Annotated in this window: 15 protein-coding genes; 11 read left to right on the top strand and 4 right to left on the bottom strand. The window is 61.4% G+C overall.

All coding sequences use genetic code 11. From position 1 onward, the window contains the following. Position 1 precedes the first annotated feature (1 nt). Positions 2 to 1,399, bottom strand: a complete 1,398-nt coding sequence (locus BSF79_RS08695) for a helix-turn-helix domain-containing protein (protein WP_090269514.1) — start codon at positions 1,397 to 1,399, stop codon at positions 2 to 4. Positions 1,400 to 1,471: 72 nt separating this feature from the next. Then, entirely contained in the window at positions 1,472 to 2,686 is a 1,215-nt protein-coding gene (locus BSF79_RS08700; RefSeq protein WP_090269515.1) for a multidrug effflux MFS transporter, read from the bottom strand. Positions 2,687 to 2,876: 190 nt separating this feature from the next. Between BSF79_RS08700 and BSF79_RS08705 the strand changes: the two genes are divergently transcribed. The 8 genes from BSF79_RS08705 (at position 2,877) to BSF79_RS08735 (ending at position 9,280) form a co-directional block, all read left to right on the top strand. Next, positions 2,877 to 4,409 (top strand): acyl-CoA carboxylase subunit beta, encoded by a 1,533-nt coding sequence (locus BSF79_RS08705; RefSeq protein WP_090269516.1) that lies wholly within the window; start codon positions 2,877 to 2,879, stop codon positions 4,407 to 4,409. Positions 4,410 to 4,484: 75 nt separating this feature from the next. After that, the gene (locus BSF79_RS08710; protein ID WP_245776358.1) at positions 4,485 to 4,877 is read left to right on the top strand and encodes a hypothetical protein; all 393 of its coding nucleotides are present in this window, start codon (positions 4,485 to 4,487) and stop codon (positions 4,875 to 4,877) included. Continuing rightward, a complete protein-coding gene (locus BSF79_RS08715; protein WP_281248634.1) occupies positions 4,870 to 5,277 on the top strand; it encodes a DUF6497 family protein in 408 nt (135 codons plus the stop codon). Before BSF79_RS08710 ends, BSF79_RS08715 begins: the two co-directional genes overlap by 8 nt. Positions 5,278 to 5,491: 214 nt before the next feature. Next, the gene (locus tag BSF79_RS19745) at positions 5,492 to 5,635 is read left to right on the top strand and encodes a hypothetical protein (protein ID WP_175545291.1); all 144 of its coding nucleotides are present in this window, start codon (positions 5,492 to 5,494) and stop codon (positions 5,633 to 5,635) included. A gap of 189 nt (positions 5,636 to 5,824) precedes the next feature. Beyond that, entirely contained in the window at positions 5,825 to 6,163 is a 339-nt protein-coding gene (locus tag BSF79_RS08720) for a hypothetical protein (RefSeq protein WP_090269518.1), read from the top strand. A gap of 81 nt (positions 6,164 to 6,244) precedes the next feature. Further along, positions 6,245 to 6,592, top strand: coding sequence for a hypothetical protein (locus BSF79_RS08725; protein ID WP_090269519.1), 348 nt, complete (start codon positions 6,245 to 6,247; stop codon positions 6,590 to 6,592). A 352-nt stretch (positions 6,593 to 6,944) separates the two neighbouring features. Further along, positions 6,945 to 7,151 (top strand): hypothetical protein, encoded by a 207-nt coding sequence (locus tag BSF79_RS08730; protein ID WP_090269520.1) that lies wholly within the window; start codon positions 6,945 to 6,947, stop codon positions 7,149 to 7,151. Between the two features lie 125 nt (positions 7,152 to 7,276). Next, positions 7,277 to 9,280 (top strand): acetyl-CoA carboxylase biotin carboxylase subunit, encoded by a 2,004-nt coding sequence (locus BSF79_RS08735; protein ID WP_090269694.1) that lies wholly within the window; start codon positions 7,277 to 7,279, stop codon positions 9,278 to 9,280. Positions 9,281 to 9,358: 78 nt separating this feature from the next. Here the strand turns inward: BSF79_RS08735 and BSF79_RS08740 are convergent, their stop codons facing one another. Continuing rightward, positions 9,359 to 9,805, bottom strand: coding sequence for a DUF4174 domain-containing protein (locus BSF79_RS08740; protein ID WP_090269521.1), 447 nt, complete (start codon positions 9,803 to 9,805; stop codon positions 9,359 to 9,361). 102 nt (positions 9,806 to 9,907) lie between these two features. Here BSF79_RS08740 and BSF79_RS08745 point away from each other — a divergent pair, with 102 nt between their 5' ends. From BSF79_RS08745 to BSF79_RS08755, 3 genes are all read left to right on the top strand, one after another. Then, complete coding sequence (locus BSF79_RS08745) at positions 9,908 to 10,903, top strand: hypothetical protein (RefSeq protein ID WP_425443236.1); 996 nt, start codon at positions 9,908 to 9,910, stop codon at positions 10,901 to 10,903. After that, a complete protein-coding gene (scpA, locus tag BSF79_RS08750) occupies positions 10,875 to 13,004 on the top strand; it encodes a methylmalonyl-CoA mutase (protein ID WP_090269522.1) in 2,130 nt (709 codons plus the stop codon). Before BSF79_RS08745 ends, scpA begins: the two co-directional genes overlap by 29 nt. Positions 13,005 to 13,085: 81 nt before the next feature. Next, positions 13,086 to 13,583 (top strand): MAPEG family protein, encoded by a 498-nt coding sequence (locus tag BSF79_RS08755; protein ID WP_245776360.1) that lies wholly within the window; start codon positions 13,086 to 13,088, stop codon positions 13,581 to 13,583. Here BSF79_RS08755 and nhaA read toward each other — a convergent pair. Then, positions 13,520 to 14,704, bottom strand: a complete 1,185-nt coding sequence (nhaA, locus tag BSF79_RS08760) for a Na+/H+ antiporter NhaA (protein WP_090269524.1) — start codon at positions 14,702 to 14,704, stop codon at positions 13,520 to 13,522. The two genes, BSF79_RS08755 and nhaA, sit on opposite strands and share 64 nt — an antisense overlap. Between the last annotated feature and the right edge of the window lie 66 nt (positions 14,705 to 14,770).

Below are 14,770 nucleotides of genomic sequence, written 5' to 3' on the forward strand. Positions count from 1 at the left end.
CTCAACCGACCTTATAAGGCAGGACATCGCGCTCGTTGGCGTCGATGGTCAGGCGGCGTTCCAGCGGCGGGACCGAACGTTGGTGGCACTCGGTACGCTCGCAGATGCGGCACGAAATCCCGATGGGTTCATACGCGCGCGGGTTGGTCGGGTCGAGGTCATCGGCATAGACCAGATCGGCCGCATGGCGCACCTCGCAGCCCAGCGAAATCGCAAAACGGCGGACCGGGGCGCCGAACGAGCCGCCGGATTTCGACACGTCGCGGGCTAGGCTGATATAACGCACGCCGTCCGGCGTTTCGGCCAGCTGGCGCAGGAAACTGCCCGGTGTTTCGAACGCGCGGTGCACGTTCCACAGCGGGCAGGCGCCGCCGAATCGGGCGAATTGCAGCCGGGTGGCCGAGTGGCGTTTGGTGATGGTGCCGGCCTGGTCAACGCGGACAAAGAAGAACGGAATGCCCTTGGCACCGGGCCGTTGCAGCGTCGAAAGCCGGTGCGCGGCCTGTTCGATCGAGGCCCCGAAACGGTGAGCCAGCAGCTCGAGGTCGTGGCGGGTTTCCTGCGCAGCCGCAAGGAAGGTGGCATAGGGCATCAGCGCGGCCCCGGCGAAGTAATTGGCCAGCCCGATCTTGGCGATGGCGCGGGCCTCGTCCGATTGAAAACGGGCAAGGTCAAGCGTGGCCTCCAGCAGCTTGTTCTGCTTCAGAAGCGCGATTTGCAGCAGCAGTTGGAAGCTTTGGGTTTCCGGGGCCGCACGCGAGGACAGCGTTAGCGTGCCGGTCGCACTGTCAAAGCGGCGCATTTGCGCCTTGTCGGAAAACAGCACAGTGATGCCCGCCGATTGCAGCGTGGCGATGGCATGGGGGCGGATGCCGTCAGGCCCGGCACCGGCGGCAAAATACTCGGCGGCGCGGTCGACCGCGTCGATATAGTTGTCGCAATAGTGGAAGAAATCGCGCACCTCGTCCCAGGGGGAGGGTTGCGTGCGGCTGTCCTCGCGGCCAAGGGCTTCGTCCAGCGACGCAAGGCGTTCGTGGGTCTGGCGATAGGCGCGGTGCAGGTCAAGAAACGCGCGCGCCAGCGCGGGCGCATTCGAGGCGGTCAGGCGCAGGTCCGCCAGCGGCGGGATGTTGTCGGCAAAGACCGGGTCGGCCATCGCCTCGCGCATATCACTGACCAACCGTTCACTGTCGCCGGTCGAAAGCTCGGTCACGTCAAAGCCGAACTCCTGCGCCAGTGCCAGCACCACCGTGGTCGAGACGGGGCGGTTATTGTTCTCCATCTGGTTCAGATAGGGCAGCGATACACCGAGTTTGGCGGCGAATTCCTTTTGCGTCAGGCTCAGCCGCAGCCGGGTTTCGCGCAGCTTTGCGCCGGCATAGAGTTTCTGCGTGGCCATGCGTCTAGGGGTCCGAGTTTACAAGTTTGCGATTGGTGGATCGTAGGTTTGCAAAGCCAGACTTGCAAGGAGTCAGATGCCGGTGCGGCGCTGGCGCAGGACGACAAGCAAAATTATGACAATCGACAGGGCCGACGTGATCAGCATGATCCACAGCAGCGTGAATTCGGTCGATCCGGGCTTCAAAAGTGCCCCCGCAAGGGCGGACAGCGCCGCGCCGCCGCCGATCATGATCGCGCCGCCAAGGCCCGATGCCGTGCCGGCCAGATGCGGGCGAACGGACAGCATCCCGGCGGTGGCGTTGGGAATGGCGATGCCGTTTCCAAGGCCAACGAAGACCATCGAGCCGAAGAAAACCTCGGGGTTGCGGATGCCGGCATAGCTGAGCATCAGCGCCAGCGCTAACCCGCTGGTGACGACGACCGTGCCCCAGGTGACCATGCGGTTGACCCCGAACCGGGCTGAAAACTTGCCTGAAATGAAGTTACCGATGAAATATCCGATGCCCGGCGTGGCGAAATAGATGCCCAGATGGTTGGGGCTAAGTCCAAAGATCCGGGTGCCGACATAGGGCGCGCCGCCCAGATAGGCAAAGAACGCACCCGAGGACAGCGCCAGCGCCAGGCAATATCCCCAGAAGCGCGGCGCTTTCAGAAGCTCGGGGTACTCACGGAATTGCTGACCAATTGTGTTGCTGCTTTTGGCGGCGGTTTCGCCCAGGTCGCGCCAGCACAGGGCAAAGAGCACGATACCGGCAATCAGCAGCAGCACAAAGTTGGATTTCCAGCCAAAATAAAGGTCAAGATAGCCGCCCAAGGCCGGGCCGAGCATTGGCACCAGCGACATGCCCATGGTGACATACCCCATCATCGAGGCAGCCTGATCCTGCGGAACCATGTCGCGCACCACGGCGCGTGACAACACGATTGCCACGGCGATTGCGGCCTGCATCATGCGAAACATCATGAACATCTGGCCACTGGTGGACAGCAGGCACCCAAGCGTTGCCACGCAGAACAGCGCAATGCCCCAAAGCACCAGCGGGCGGCGGCCATATTTGTCTGACAGCGGCCCGACGAAGATTTGCAGGGTCGCATTCACGCACAGAAACAGCGCCACCGAAAGCTGCATAAAGGCATAATCGACGTCAAAATACAGCGCCATGCCGGGCAGCGAGGGCAGGAAGATATTCATCGCCAAGGCGGACATGCCAGCCAGTAAAATCAGCGTTGAAATATGCGGTGGGGTGGTCCTGTCTAAATACCGGACCAAAGGCTTGCTTGTCATGAACAAATGGGTAGGGCGCAGTGCTGGGGATGTCTACTCGGAGATGTTGGGGAAGGTGGGTGACGTAACGGAACTTTGCTGCTTTTCAATTAGCAGAAAGGCGATTGCCAAGAGTTTGCAAATTTGCGCAAATTCCCTTTGCTGAGGCGGCATCTCCTTTTATACCTAGTGCAAACACAAGGGGACCGCCATGAAAGATATCCTCCAGGAACTGGAAGACCGCCGCGATGCCGCCCGCCTTGGAGGCGGTGAAAAGCGTATTGCCAGCCAGCACGCCAAGGGCAAGCTGACCGCCCGCGAGCGGGTCGAGCTGTTGCTGGATGAGGGCAGTTTCGAAGAGTTTGACATGTTTGTCGCGCATCGCTGCACCGATTTCGGTATGGAGGAGCAAAAGCCCGCAGGGGACGGCGTTGTTACCGGTTGGGGCACGATCAACGGGCGCATGGTCTATGTCTTCAGTCAGGATTTCACGGTGTTCGGCGGGTCGTTGTCCGCGACACACGCCGAGAAGATCTGCAAGATCATGGATATGGCGATCCAGAATGGCGCGCCGGTGATCGGCCTCAACGATTCTGGCGGCGCGCGGATCCAAGAGGGTGTGGACAGCCTGGCAGGCTATGCCGAGGTGTTTCAGCGCAATATCATGGCCTCGGGTGTGGTGCCGCAGATCAGCGTGATCATGGGGCCATGTGCCGGCGGCGCGGTTTACAGCCCGGCGATGACCGATTTCATCTTCATGGTGAAAGACAGCTCTTACATGTTCGTGACCGGGCCCGATGTGGTGAAAACGGTAACGAACGAGGTCGTGACCGCAGAGGAGTTGGGCGGGGCAAGCACCCATACCAAGAAATCCAGCGTCGCTGACGGTGCGTTTGAAAACGATGTCGAAGCGATGGCCGAGGTCCGCCGTCTGGTCGACTTCCTGCCGCTGAACAACCGCGAAAAGCCCCCCGTCCGCCCGTTCTTTGACGAGCCGGGCCGTGTCGAGGCCAGCCTTGATACGCTGATCCCCGAAAGCGCCAATACGCCCTATGATATGAAGGAACTGATCCTGAAGATCGCGGACGAGGCGGATTTTTACGAGATTCAGGAAGATTACGCCAAGAACATCATCACCGGCTTTATCCGCCTGGAAGGGCAGTCCGTTGGCGTGGTTGCCAACCAGCCAATGGTTCTGGCCGGGTGTCTGGACATCGACAGCAGTCGCAAGGCCGCACGGTTCGTGCGCTTCTGCGATGCGTTTGAAATTCCGATCCTGACGCTGGTTGACGTGCCGGGCTTTCTGCCGGGGACGTCGCAGGAATTTGGCGGTGTGATCAAGCATGGCGCGAAGCTGTTGTTCGCTTATGGCGAGGCGACGGTGCCCAAAGTGACGGTGATCACCCGCAAAGCCTATGGCGGGGCGTATGACGTGATGGCCTCCAAGCATCTGCGTGGCGATTTCAACTATGCTTGGCCGACGGCCGAGATCGCCGTGATGGGCGCCAAGGGCGCGACCGAGATCATCCACCGCGCCGACCTGAACGATCCGGAAAAGATCGCGCAGCACGCCAAGGACTATGAGAACCGCTTTGCCAATCCGTTTGTCGCGGCCGAGCGTGGCTTCATCGACGAGGTGATCATGCCGCATTCGACCCGTCGCCGGGTCAGCCGGGCGTTTGCCTCGTTGCGGGGTAAAAAGCTGCAAAACCCATGGAAAAAGCACGACAACATTCCGCTGTAAGCGAATGGTGCGGGGCAGGTGCCATTGGCGGTCTGCCCCTTTCGGGGACAATCGGACGTCAGGAAGAAGCGGCGCATGCGAGCCATAAGAGAGATATCCGGCACAGGAACCGCCAAGGGGCGGAACCGCTGGCATATCCAGCGCCAGGAGCGTGTGGTGATCGTGGCGCGCCGTCCGGGGCTGCGGTTTGACCTGAGCGCTGATGCGATCTTGCCGCTGTGTGGCAAGTTGCGGCTGGCGCAGCAGGTGCGGCAGGATATGTGGCGTTTGCTGCGGGATTTGCGCGGGTTTTCCCCGATGGTGCGGGTCGAGCAGGCAGATGACGTTCTGCATGTGCGCGCCGGGGGGCAGATTGACGGGCGGTTTCCGCGCGCCGCGACCCAAGCCCGGTTGGCGGCGTTGTTGGCGGATCCGGCGCATCGCGACCGCTGGGTGCGCTATGCGGGCGGTGGTGCGCGCTATGTTTAAAGTATGGATTGTTTTCGCTGCACTCGGAGGCGCCCTATGGGCCAGTGCAGCCACGGCAGTGGGGCAAGAGGAGGCCCCCGCCGTGCCCTCCGGTCTTCATGTGACATTGATCGAGCAGTTCGTCGAGCCGCAGCCCGATGGCAGCCTTTGGGCGCGGTTCCGTTTCGTGGCGCCCGAACTGTCACCCAGCTTGGGCTTTGATCGGGTCGAGCAGGATTTCCCCTATCTGTGTTCCGCATTCGCCCTGCCGCGGTTGGCGGCGTCGGGTAATACCGTGCAACAGGTGGTGATCTCGATTTCGCAGGCCGCGTTGGATTTCGGGGCAACCGACCCCGATGTGACACAGTATTTTGAGGCGTTCCGCGTCGAAAACGATCTCTGTATCTGGGAGGGTTTTTGATGCAACCACAATATCTTGCGGAACGTTCCTCATGCGTGACTGGAATTGAGGCTTTGCCGCCACAGGCGCAGGCTCTTGCCGCGATACAATATATTTCGGCGCGATTCTCGGATATGCTCGGCATGGGTGATCATGTGATCACCACAACCTCTAGTGAGGGGCGGGTCGGGCGCAACAGCCTTGGCTTGTCGTTTCAGAGTAACAGGAGAAGCAGATGTCGAGCAGCATCAAGAGCATGCTGGCCGTGTGCGCCATTGCCTTCGTCGCAGGCTGTGCACAACAGGCCCAGGAAGAATTCGTCGTGGTCGAGCCCGAGCCGATTTCGTCCGAACCGGTTTACACCGGCAAGTACAAGTAATCAGGGCTTCGGCCTTACGACAGCGGGGCAGGCCTTCGGGCCTGACCCGGATCTGGCCCAGAAAGACGCGCTTGGTTCGGTCTTTTCCGGCGGCGCGATATTTGTTCGGACATTAATCCAGATCAAATCCGGCTCCCCGTTCCCATGTTATTTTAGGCAGGTAACTGCACAAAATATAAGGGGAAAGTCATGTCTGTTGGGTCCAAACTCTTTGCCGGGGGCGTTCTGCTCGCTGGTCTGTCTGCCTGCGCGCCTGAGCCGACCGTCGTCGTACCCGAGCCCGTGTACAACAAATTTGGCCTCGAGGCCTTGGTCTGCCCCGAAGGCTATCTGCTTACGGACGATGCCACTTGCGTGCTTGCTGCCGCGCCTGGTGTTGCCCCCGCGCCTGATGCCATCGCTCCTGCCGCAGACGTGTCAGCGCCATCCGTCGATACATCGACCGGAAACCAAAACCAGAACGAAAATCAGAACCAGAATCAGAACGAAAACCAGAACGCCAATCAGGCTCAGGGCACAACTGGCTGAGTCTGGCTTTTGGCTTTCACGTCCGGCATATGTCGGCGTGAAGGTCATGCGCGGCATGTACCTTAATTCAAAAGGTGCAGCATGCTGAAACATCGCGGTTTTCCTGGGCGGATGCCCGGTTCTGATTTTCAATTCACTATTCGTCGTCCCAATCCCAAGGGGGCAACCCCGCTGAAGCGGCTAGAGCGGTTTCGCGACCGCAAGGCCGTGGACAAACGCGCGGACACCATGTTCCTGCGCGCGCTGTGGGAGCATTTCGGCGATCAACCCTTCGAGCGTGGCAATCTGGACGCCGGGCGGCTCAGCTGGTTGTTCGGGCGCGAGGTGATCGCGGTCGAAGACCCGTTCGACGCTGAAAGCTATGAAGCGTTGCTGGTGATCAACATGCCGATCGCGCAGGCGTCTTTCCCCGAGGTGTTCGAGGGATGATCGGCATGAACCTGCGCATTGTCAGTCAACTTGAGCGGGAAGCGGCTCAAATCCGTGCAGAGCGCAGGTGCGGCTTGGCAGGTCGGGTGAACTGCGTCAGCCTGAATTTCGTAGTGGCGGCGCGAGATGAGCGCGCCGGAACTGATGTTCAGAACCGTTACCCTTCCCCTGTCGGGCGGATCGGCCTGTCCCTTGGCCGACCGCCCGCTTTTTTTGCGTATCCCATTGAAAAAACGTTGCGTCGGCAAAGGGTTGCCGAATTTGCGCCCGGTAAAATTTCAGACTTGGCGGAACTTTCTGTGCGGCCCAGAGTTTGGTCATCGAGCGATGGCAAACAAAAAGGCGCAGAAAAATGCAAACGAAAATCTGGATTTTGGCAATGGCGGCCTGTGCGGGCCTGTCGGCCTGTGGCGACACCTTTGGCGAGCAGGCGCTGTTCGGCGCCGGATCAGGCGCGGCAGGGGCGGCAGTGCTTGACGGCAACGTCGCGACAGGCGCGCTTGTCGGGGCTGCGGCAAACGTCGCCTATTGTCAGCAATATCCGTCGCGCTGCAACTAAGCGCGCGACCCCGGCCGGTCGGCCGGATCAGAATGCAAACCCCATCGTGGCCCCCGGCTGCGGTGGGTTTTTTATTGCCATTGCCGCAGGTGGATACCCGCGGCCAAGACCGGAAGGGACGAGAAATGTTCAATAAGATCCTGATTGCGAACCGGGGCGAAATTGCCTGTCGGGTGATCAAGACCGCGCAGAAGATGGGTATCAAGACCGTTGCCATCTATTCTGATGCGGACAAGCAGGCGCTGCATGTGAAGATGGCCGACGAGGCCGTGCATATCGGCCCGCCCCCTGCGAACCAGTCCTATATCGTGATCGACAAGGTGATGGACGCAATCCGTCAGACCGGCGCGCAGGCGGTTCATCCCGGCTATGGCTTCCTGTCCGAGAACAGCAAATTCGCCGAGGCGCTGGCCGCCGAGGGCGTGGCCTTTGTTGGCCCCCCGGTGAAAGCGATCGAGGCGATGGGTGACAAGATCACCTCCAAGAAGATCGCGCAGGAAGCAGGCGTGTCGACCGTTCCCGGCTACATGGGGCTGATCGAGGATGCCGACGACGCGGTGAAGATCTCCAATGAGGTCGGATATCCGGTGATGATCAAGGCCAGCGCCGGCGGCGGTGGCAAAGGGATGCGGATCGCGTGGAACGACGAAGAAGCGCGCGAAGGCTTCCAGTCGTCGAAGAACGAGGCCGCCAGCAGCTTTGGCGACGACCGGATCTTCATCGAGAAATTCGTGACCCAACCGCGCCACATCGAAATTCAGGTTCTGTGCGACGCGCATGGCAACGGGATTTATCTGGGCGAGCGTGAATGCTCGATCCAGCGCCGGAACCAGAAGGTGATCGAAGAGGCCCCCAGCCCGTTCCTGGACGAGGCAACCCGCAAGGCGATGGGCGAGCAGGCGGTGTCGCTGGCGCAGGCGGTGGGGTATACTTCTGCCGGGACGGTGGAATTCATCGTCGATGGCGCACGCAACTTCTATTTCCTTGAGATGAACACCCGCTTGCAGGTGGAACATCCGGTGACCGAGCTGATCACCGGCGTCGACCTTGTGGAGCAGATGATCCGCATCGCCAATGGCGAACCGCTCAGCATCAAGCAGTCCGATGTGAAGCTGAACGGCTGGGCGATGGAAAGCCGCCTGTACGCCGAGGATCCGTATCGCGGGTTCCTGCCCTCGATCGGGCGTCTGTCGCGCTATCGCCCGCCCGCCGAGGTGGTCGAGGACAACCGCGTGGTGCGCAACGATACCGGCGTCTTTGAGGGCGGCGAGATCAGCATGTACTACGATCCGATGATCGCCAAGCTGTGCACATGGGCGCCGACGCGTCTGGATGCGATCGAAGCCATGCGCAACGCGCTGGACGGGTTCGAAGTCGAAGGGATCGGGCACAACCTGCCGTTCCTGAGCGCGGTGATGGACCATCCGAAATTCGTGTCGGGCGACATCACTACGGCCTTCATTGCCGAGGAATATCCCGAAGGGTTCGAAGGGGTTGAACTGCCCGGCGACGTGCTGCGCAAGATCGCGGCCGCGACCGCAGCGATGCACCGGGTGGGTGAAATCCGCCGCGCCCGCGTTTCGGGCCGGATGGACAACCACGAGCGCAAAGTCGGCCGCGACTGGAACGTAGCGGTTCGGGGCATGAGCTTTGACGTGACGATCAAGGCGGATCAGACCGGATCGACCGTGCAGTTCGGCGACGGCAGCACGCTGCGGGTGTCAAGCGACTGGACACCGGGCGATCAGCTGGCCGTTATCGACATCGAGGGCGAAGAGGGGCTGGTTCTGAAGGTCGGCAAGATCAGCGGCGGGTTCCGTATCCGCAGCCGTGGTGCGGATCTGAAGGTGCATGTGCGCACGCCCCGTCAGGCCGAACTGGCCCGGCTGATGCCGGAGAAACTACCGCCCGACACCTCGAAACTGCTGCTGTGCCCGATGCCCGGCCTGATCGTGAAGGTCAATGTCGAGGTCGGCGACGAGGTGCAGGACGGTCAGGCGTTGTGCACGGTCGAGGCGATGAAGATGGAAAACATCCTGCGCGCCGAGCGTAAGGGCATCGTTGCCAAGATCAACGCCGCGCCGGGCGACAGCCTTGCGGTGGACGAAGTGATCATGGAATTCGAATGATCCAATGAGCATGGCCGCGCCACACAGCTTGAGACGGGAGGCCCCCTTGCGGGGGGCGATCCTGTCGTGGCGGCGCGGTTATTCCTTGCCCAGACGTTCGCGGATTTCCTGCTGTCGTGTCGGCCATTTGTCGATGCTGCGAGAGATTTCGCGCACGTCCCAAGGCAGCGGTTTGCGCAGTTTGACCTGCCCATCCTTGTCGATCAGCACCAGCATGAAGCCGCGCGGGCGCAGTTTTTCGCGCAGGGCGGATTTTTCGGCGGGCTGCGTGTCGGTCAGAACAACCACGTCGCGCAGGATCAGCCCCGGCACATCGGCGGCAAGGAACTTCATCTGCTCGACAAACCGCGGGTCGGCGGGGCTGTCGGCAAAGACGACGATGGGCCGTTTAATCCATAAAAATTGGCTTAATTCCACCTCTGCTCCGTTTGCCATCGGCAATTCGGGTGGCGGCGGTGTGGCCTCTTCCGCCGTGGCGGGAAGGGCCAGAAATAACGCGATTCCAAGGGCTAGTGCCGTTTTCATGGGGCCTCCTGTCCTGACAGATATAGGGGCTATGGGCGCGAATGCGAACGGCTATTTCGACGCGGGCGGCATTAAGGCTCTGGTGACGGGGCGTATGCGATGATGGGGGCCGTGACAGCAACACGGCCGTCCTTCGCGGCCCCCGGCGGCAAGGTGCGCAGCGTTTTGGATATTATTCTGCATATTGGGGCGCATCGGACCGCCTCGACCAGTTTTCAGGCCTATCTGCGTGAAAATGCCGGCCGGCTGCTCGGGCAGGGCGTGGGATACTGGGGGCCGCTGCGCACGCGGCGCGGCGTGCTGACCGGGATACAGCCCGAACCGGGGCAGAGCGCCGCGCAAAAGCGCCGCGCCGTCGGGCGGCTGCATTTGCGGTGTACGCAGGCCGCTGACGCGGGCGTGCGCCAACTGCTGATCAGCGACGAAAATATGCCGGGCACCCCGCAAGGGAATATCGGCTCTGGTGGGCTGTACCCGGCGATGGGCGAACGGATGGCTCGCTTCGGCGTGGCATTTGGCGGGCGCGTGTCGCGTGTGGTGCTGTCGGTCCGCTCGCAGGAAAGCTATTGGGCGTCGATTCTGGCGATGTCCGTGGCGCGGGGCCATGCCTTGCCGCGCCGCGCCAAGCTCGAGAAGATCGCGCAAAACCCGCGTCGCTGGCGCGAGGTGATCACCGATCTGGCCTGCGCCATGCCGGACGTACCGTTAGAGATCATGCCGCACGAAACCTATGCCGGGCTGCCCGAACGGCGGCTGTCGCGTATGCTGAATGGGGCAATCCCCACGCCGCGCACCCACGCGCGGCTGTGGCTGAACCGCGCGCCCGACTTACCGCATCTGCGCGAGGCCCTGCGCCTGCGCGGTGAAAACCCCGCCGCCCTGCAAGACGGCAACGGGCACTGGCACCCGTTCGATGCGGCACAGGTTGCGGACCTGCGATCCGCTTATGCCGATGATCTGACCTGGCTGCGTGCCGGGGCGGATGGTCTGGCCAATCTGATAACCGAGACTGCGCCGGAAAAGATGGGGATGACCCCGCACGACAGCGCGATGACAAGAGGACAAGACCATGACCGGCAAAAAGGACGAGTGGCGTAATCTGGCCGCAAAAGAACTGCGCGGCCGCGCTCTAGAGGATCTGACCTGGAAAACCCTTGAGGGGATCGAGGTTCAGCCGCTTTATACCGAAGAAGACGTGGCGGGGCTGGAGCATCTGGGCACGCTGCCTGGATTTGCGCCGTTCACCCGTGGGGTGAAGGCGACGATGTACGCGGGCCGCCCTTGGACGATCCGGCAATATGCGGGGTTTTCGACCGCTGAGGAATCGAACGCCTTTTACCGCAAGGCGCTGGCCGCCGGGCAGCAGGGCGTTTCGGTTGCCTTCGATCTGGCGACGCACCGCGGATACGACAGCGACCACCCGCGCGTTGTCGGCGATGTCGGCAAGGCCGGCGTGGCGATCGACAGCGTCGAGGACATGAAGATTCTGTTCGACGGCATCCCGCTGGACAAAGTGTCAGTCTCGATGACGATGAACGGCGCGGTCATTCCGATCCTGGCGAACTTCATCGTCACCGGCGAGGAGCAGGGCCATGACAAGGCCGTTCTGGCCGGGACCATTCAGAACGACATTCTGAAGGAATTCATGGTCCGTAACACCTATATCTATCCGCCCGAACCCTCGATGCGGATCATCTCGGACATCATCGAATATACCTCGAACGAGATGCCGAAATTCAACTCGATCTCGATCTCCGGCTATCACATGCAAGAGGCCGGCGCGAACCTGGTGCAGGAGCTGGCCTATACGCTGGCGGACGGGCGCGAATACGTGCGCGCCGCGATCGACGCCGGGATGGACGTGGATAAATTCGCGGGCCGCCTGTCGTTCTTCTTTGCCATCGGGATGAATTTCTTCATGGAAGCGGCCAAGCTGCGTGCCGCGCGTCTGCTGTGGCACCGCATCATGACCGAGTTCGGCGCCAAGGACGATCGCTCGAAAATGCTGCGCACCCACTGCCAGACGTCGGGCGTCTCGTTGCAGGAACAAGACCCCTATAACAACGTGATCCGCACCGCCTACGAGGCGATGAGCGCGGCACTTGGTGGCACCCAGTCGCTGCACACCAACGCGCTGGACGAGGCGATTGCCCTGCCGACTGAATTCAGTGCCCGGATCGCGCGCAATACCCAGTTGATTTTGCAGGAAGAAACCGGCGTGGCCAATGTGGTCGATCCTCTGGCAGGCTCCTATTACGTCGAAAGCCTGACCGCCGAGCTGGCAGAAAAAGCCTGGGAACTGATCACGGAAGTCGAGGAGATGGGCGGTATGACCAAGGCCGTCGCCAGCGGCATGCCCAAGCTGCGGATCGAGGAGTCAGCAGCGATGCGGCAGGCCGCGATCGACAAGGGCACCGAGGTGATCGTCGGCGTCAATAAATACAAGTTGGCCAAGCAAGACCCGATCGACATTCTGGATATCGACAACGCCGCCGTGCGGGTCAATCAGGTGGCGCGTCTGGAAAAAATGCGCGCCGAGCGGGACGAGGCAGCCTGTCAGGCGGCTTTGGCCGAACTGGCGCGCCGCGCGAAAGAGGGTGGTAACCTGCTGGAGGCGGCGGTAGAGGCTGCGCGCGCTCGGGCATCTGTCGGGGAAATCAGCATGAGCATGGAAGATGAATTCGGCCGCCACCGTGCCGAGGTCAAGACACTGGCCGGGGTATACGGCGCGGCCTATGAAGGCGACGCAGGCTTTGCCGCCATTCAGAAATCGGTTGAAGAATTCGCCGAGGCCGAAGGCCGCCGCCCACGGATGCTGGTGGTGAAAATGGGCCAGGATGGTCATGACCGCGGCGCCAAGGTGATCGCTACCGCCTTTGCCGACATCGGTTTTGACGTCGACGTGGGCCCGCTGTTCCAGACGCCCGACGAAGCGGCGCAGGACGCGGTCGACAACGACGTGCATGTGGTCGGGATCTCGTCGCAGGCCGCTGGCCACAAGACGCTGGCACCGCAGTTGATCGAGGCGTTGAAAGCCAAGGACGCTGGCGAAATTCTGGTGATCTGTGGCGGTGTCATTCCGCAGCAGGACTATGATTTCCTGAAAAAGGCCGGGGTAAAGGCGATCTTTGGGCCAGGGACGAATATTCCCGAGGCCGCGCAGGATATCCTCAAGCTGATCCGCGAAGCGCGGGCATAAGATGTTGGGCGGGGGCTGTGGCCCTCGTCCGCTTTCTGGCCTCTCGCACAGGGTTCTGGGCAAGATAAAATGCACAAGCGGGTGAAGATCGCCATCGGCATGGCAGCAGGGCTGATCTGGGGCATCGCGGTGCTTTGGGTCGGTGCGCGGCTGATCGAAGTGCCGGTTTTCGCGCTGATCCCCACGGTGATGAGCGCGTTTATGGCCCCGGGAGTTGTGATGGCGCTGATGGTGGGGCGGCTGGCGCAGCGGCGGTTCTTTGACGATACGATCATTGATGGCGCGGCGTTCACGCCCGGCAGTGCCGCTGAAATTGACCAGCGGGTCCTGGCCAATACGGCCGAGCAGCTGGTGCTGGCGCTGTGCATCTGGCCCGCTGCTGCGGTGATTTTACAGGGCGACGGGCCGGGGGTGATCATTGCGCTTGGACTGGGCTTTGCCGTGGCGCGGCTGCTTTTCTGGCTGGGGTATCATCTGTCGCCGCCCCTGCGCGGGTTTGGCTTTGCGGCCAGCTTTTACCCCACGGTTCTGGTGGCGATCTGGGCGGTGTTGCGGCTGGCCAGCATCAGCGCGCCATAACCCATCAGCCCCGAAACGATCGAGCCGCAGAGCACCCCCAGCCGCACCTGATTCATCAACGCCGGGTCGCCAAAGCTGAGGGACCCGATGAACAGTGACATGGTAAAACCAACCCCAGCGAGGCAGGCAACACCATAGATATGCAGCCAGCCTGCGCCTGACGGCATACGGGCCAACCCGGCTTTTACCATCACAAAGGTCACGCCGAACACGCCAATCTGTTTGCCGACAATCAGGCCTGCGGCCACGCCCAGCGGCACCGGGGACAGCAGGTCGGGCAGGGTCAGCCCGGACAGCACGACGCCCGCATTGGCAAAGGCAAAAATCGGTATGATCAGGTACAGCACATAGGGCGACAGCCCGTGTTCCAGCGCATGCAGTGGCGATTTCCCCCATTTATCCTTGATCGGGATACAAAAGGCGGTGATGACGCCGGCCAGCGTGGCATGAACGCCGGATTTCAGCACAAAGACCCACATGATAACGCCCAGAAGCAGGGCCGGGGCCACCCGGTGTGCGCCGCGCATATTCAGCCAGATCAGACCGGCCAAAGGCAGCGTGGCCAGATAAAGGTAATCTAGCTTCAGCTCGGCAGTATAAAACAAAGCGATCACGATGATCGCGCCAAGGTCATCCAGAATCGCCAGCGTCAGCAAGAAGACTTTGAGCGAGGTAGGCGCGCGCCGCCCAACCAGAGCCAGAATCCCAAGCGCGAAGGCGATGTCCGTCGCAGCCGGGATCGCCCAGCCATCCAGCGTCGGCGTGCCCCAGTTGAGCGCGGCATAGATCAGCGCAGGCACGGCCATGCCCCCCACCGCCGCCATGCCGGGCAGAACCACGTCGGAGGGATTTTTCAGCTTCCCCTCAAGCAATTCACGTTTCAGCTCCAGACCGATGAGAAAGAAAAACACCGCCATCAGCCCGTCATTGATCCACAGGACAAGCGGTTTGCTAAGGCCCTCGCCATTGAACGTGACCGACAAGATACTGCCGAGCACCGAGTCGTAGCCCTGCGAGAGCGAGGAGTTGGCCACCATCAGCGCTGCCGCCGCCGAGAGCATCAAAAGAATGCCACCGGCCGCTTCGTGTTTGAAAAAATTGTCGATGGCGCGCAGCAGCATTGTATCTTCCTTATTCTCACCCGTATCACATACTAGAAATGGTTTGGGTTGTCGGGCGTTCAATAC

The sequence above is a fragment of the Thalassovita taeanensis genome (assembly GCF_900110775.1).
GTDB classification, from domain to species: domain Bacteria; phylum Pseudomonadota; class Alphaproteobacteria; order Rhodobacterales; family Rhodobacteraceae; genus Litorimicrobium; species Litorimicrobium taeanense.

Excerpts from the sequence above, each read along its gene's own strand:
- BSF79_RS08695 (WP_090269514.1), bottom strand. The coding sequence starts at position 1,399 with ATGGCCACGCAGAAACTCTATGCCGGCGCAAAGCTGCGCGAAACCCGG.
- BSF79_RS08700 (WP_090269515.1), bottom strand. The coding sequence starts at position 2,686 with ATGACAAGCAAGCCTTTGGTCCGGTATTTAGACAGGACCACCCCACCG.
- BSF79_RS08705 (WP_090269516.1), top strand. The coding sequence starts at position 2,877 with ATGAAAGATATCCTCCAGGAACTGGAAGACCGCCGCGATGCCGCCCGC.
- BSF79_RS08710 (WP_245776358.1), top strand. The coding sequence starts at position 4,485 with ATGCGAGCCATAAGAGAGATATCCGGCACAGGAACCGCCAAGGGGCGG.
- BSF79_RS08715 (WP_281248634.1), top strand. The coding sequence starts at position 4,870 with ATGTTTAAAGTATGGATTGTTTTCGCTGCACTCGGAGGCGCCCTATGG.
- BSF79_RS19745 (WP_175545291.1), top strand. The coding sequence starts at position 5,492 with ATGTCGAGCAGCATCAAGAGCATGCTGGCCGTGTGCGCCATTGCCTTC.
- BSF79_RS08720 (WP_090269518.1), top strand. The coding sequence starts at position 5,825 with ATGTCTGTTGGGTCCAAACTCTTTGCCGGGGGCGTTCTGCTCGCTGGT.
- BSF79_RS08725 (WP_090269519.1), top strand. The coding sequence starts at position 6,245 with ATGCTGAAACATCGCGGTTTTCCTGGGCGGATGCCCGGTTCTGATTTT.
- BSF79_RS08730 (WP_090269520.1), top strand. The coding sequence starts at position 6,945 with ATGCAAACGAAAATCTGGATTTTGGCAATGGCGGCCTGTGCGGGCCTG.
- BSF79_RS08735 (WP_090269694.1), top strand. The coding sequence starts at position 7,277 with ATGTTCAATAAGATCCTGATTGCGAACCGGGGCGAAATTGCCTGTCGG.
- BSF79_RS08740 (WP_090269521.1), bottom strand. The coding sequence starts at position 9,805 with ATGAAAACGGCACTAGCCCTTGGAATCGCGTTATTTCTGGCCCTTCCC.
- BSF79_RS08745 (WP_425443236.1), top strand. The coding sequence starts at position 9,908 with ATGGGGGCCGTGACAGCAACACGGCCGTCCTTCGCGGCCCCCGGCGGC.
- scpA (WP_090269522.1), top strand. The coding sequence starts at position 10,875 with ATGACCGGCAAAAAGGACGAGTGGCGTAATCTGGCCGCAAAAGAACTG.
- nhaA (WP_090269524.1), bottom strand. The coding sequence starts at position 14,704 with ATGCTGCTGCGCGCCATCGACAATTTTTTCAAACACGAAGCGGCCGGT.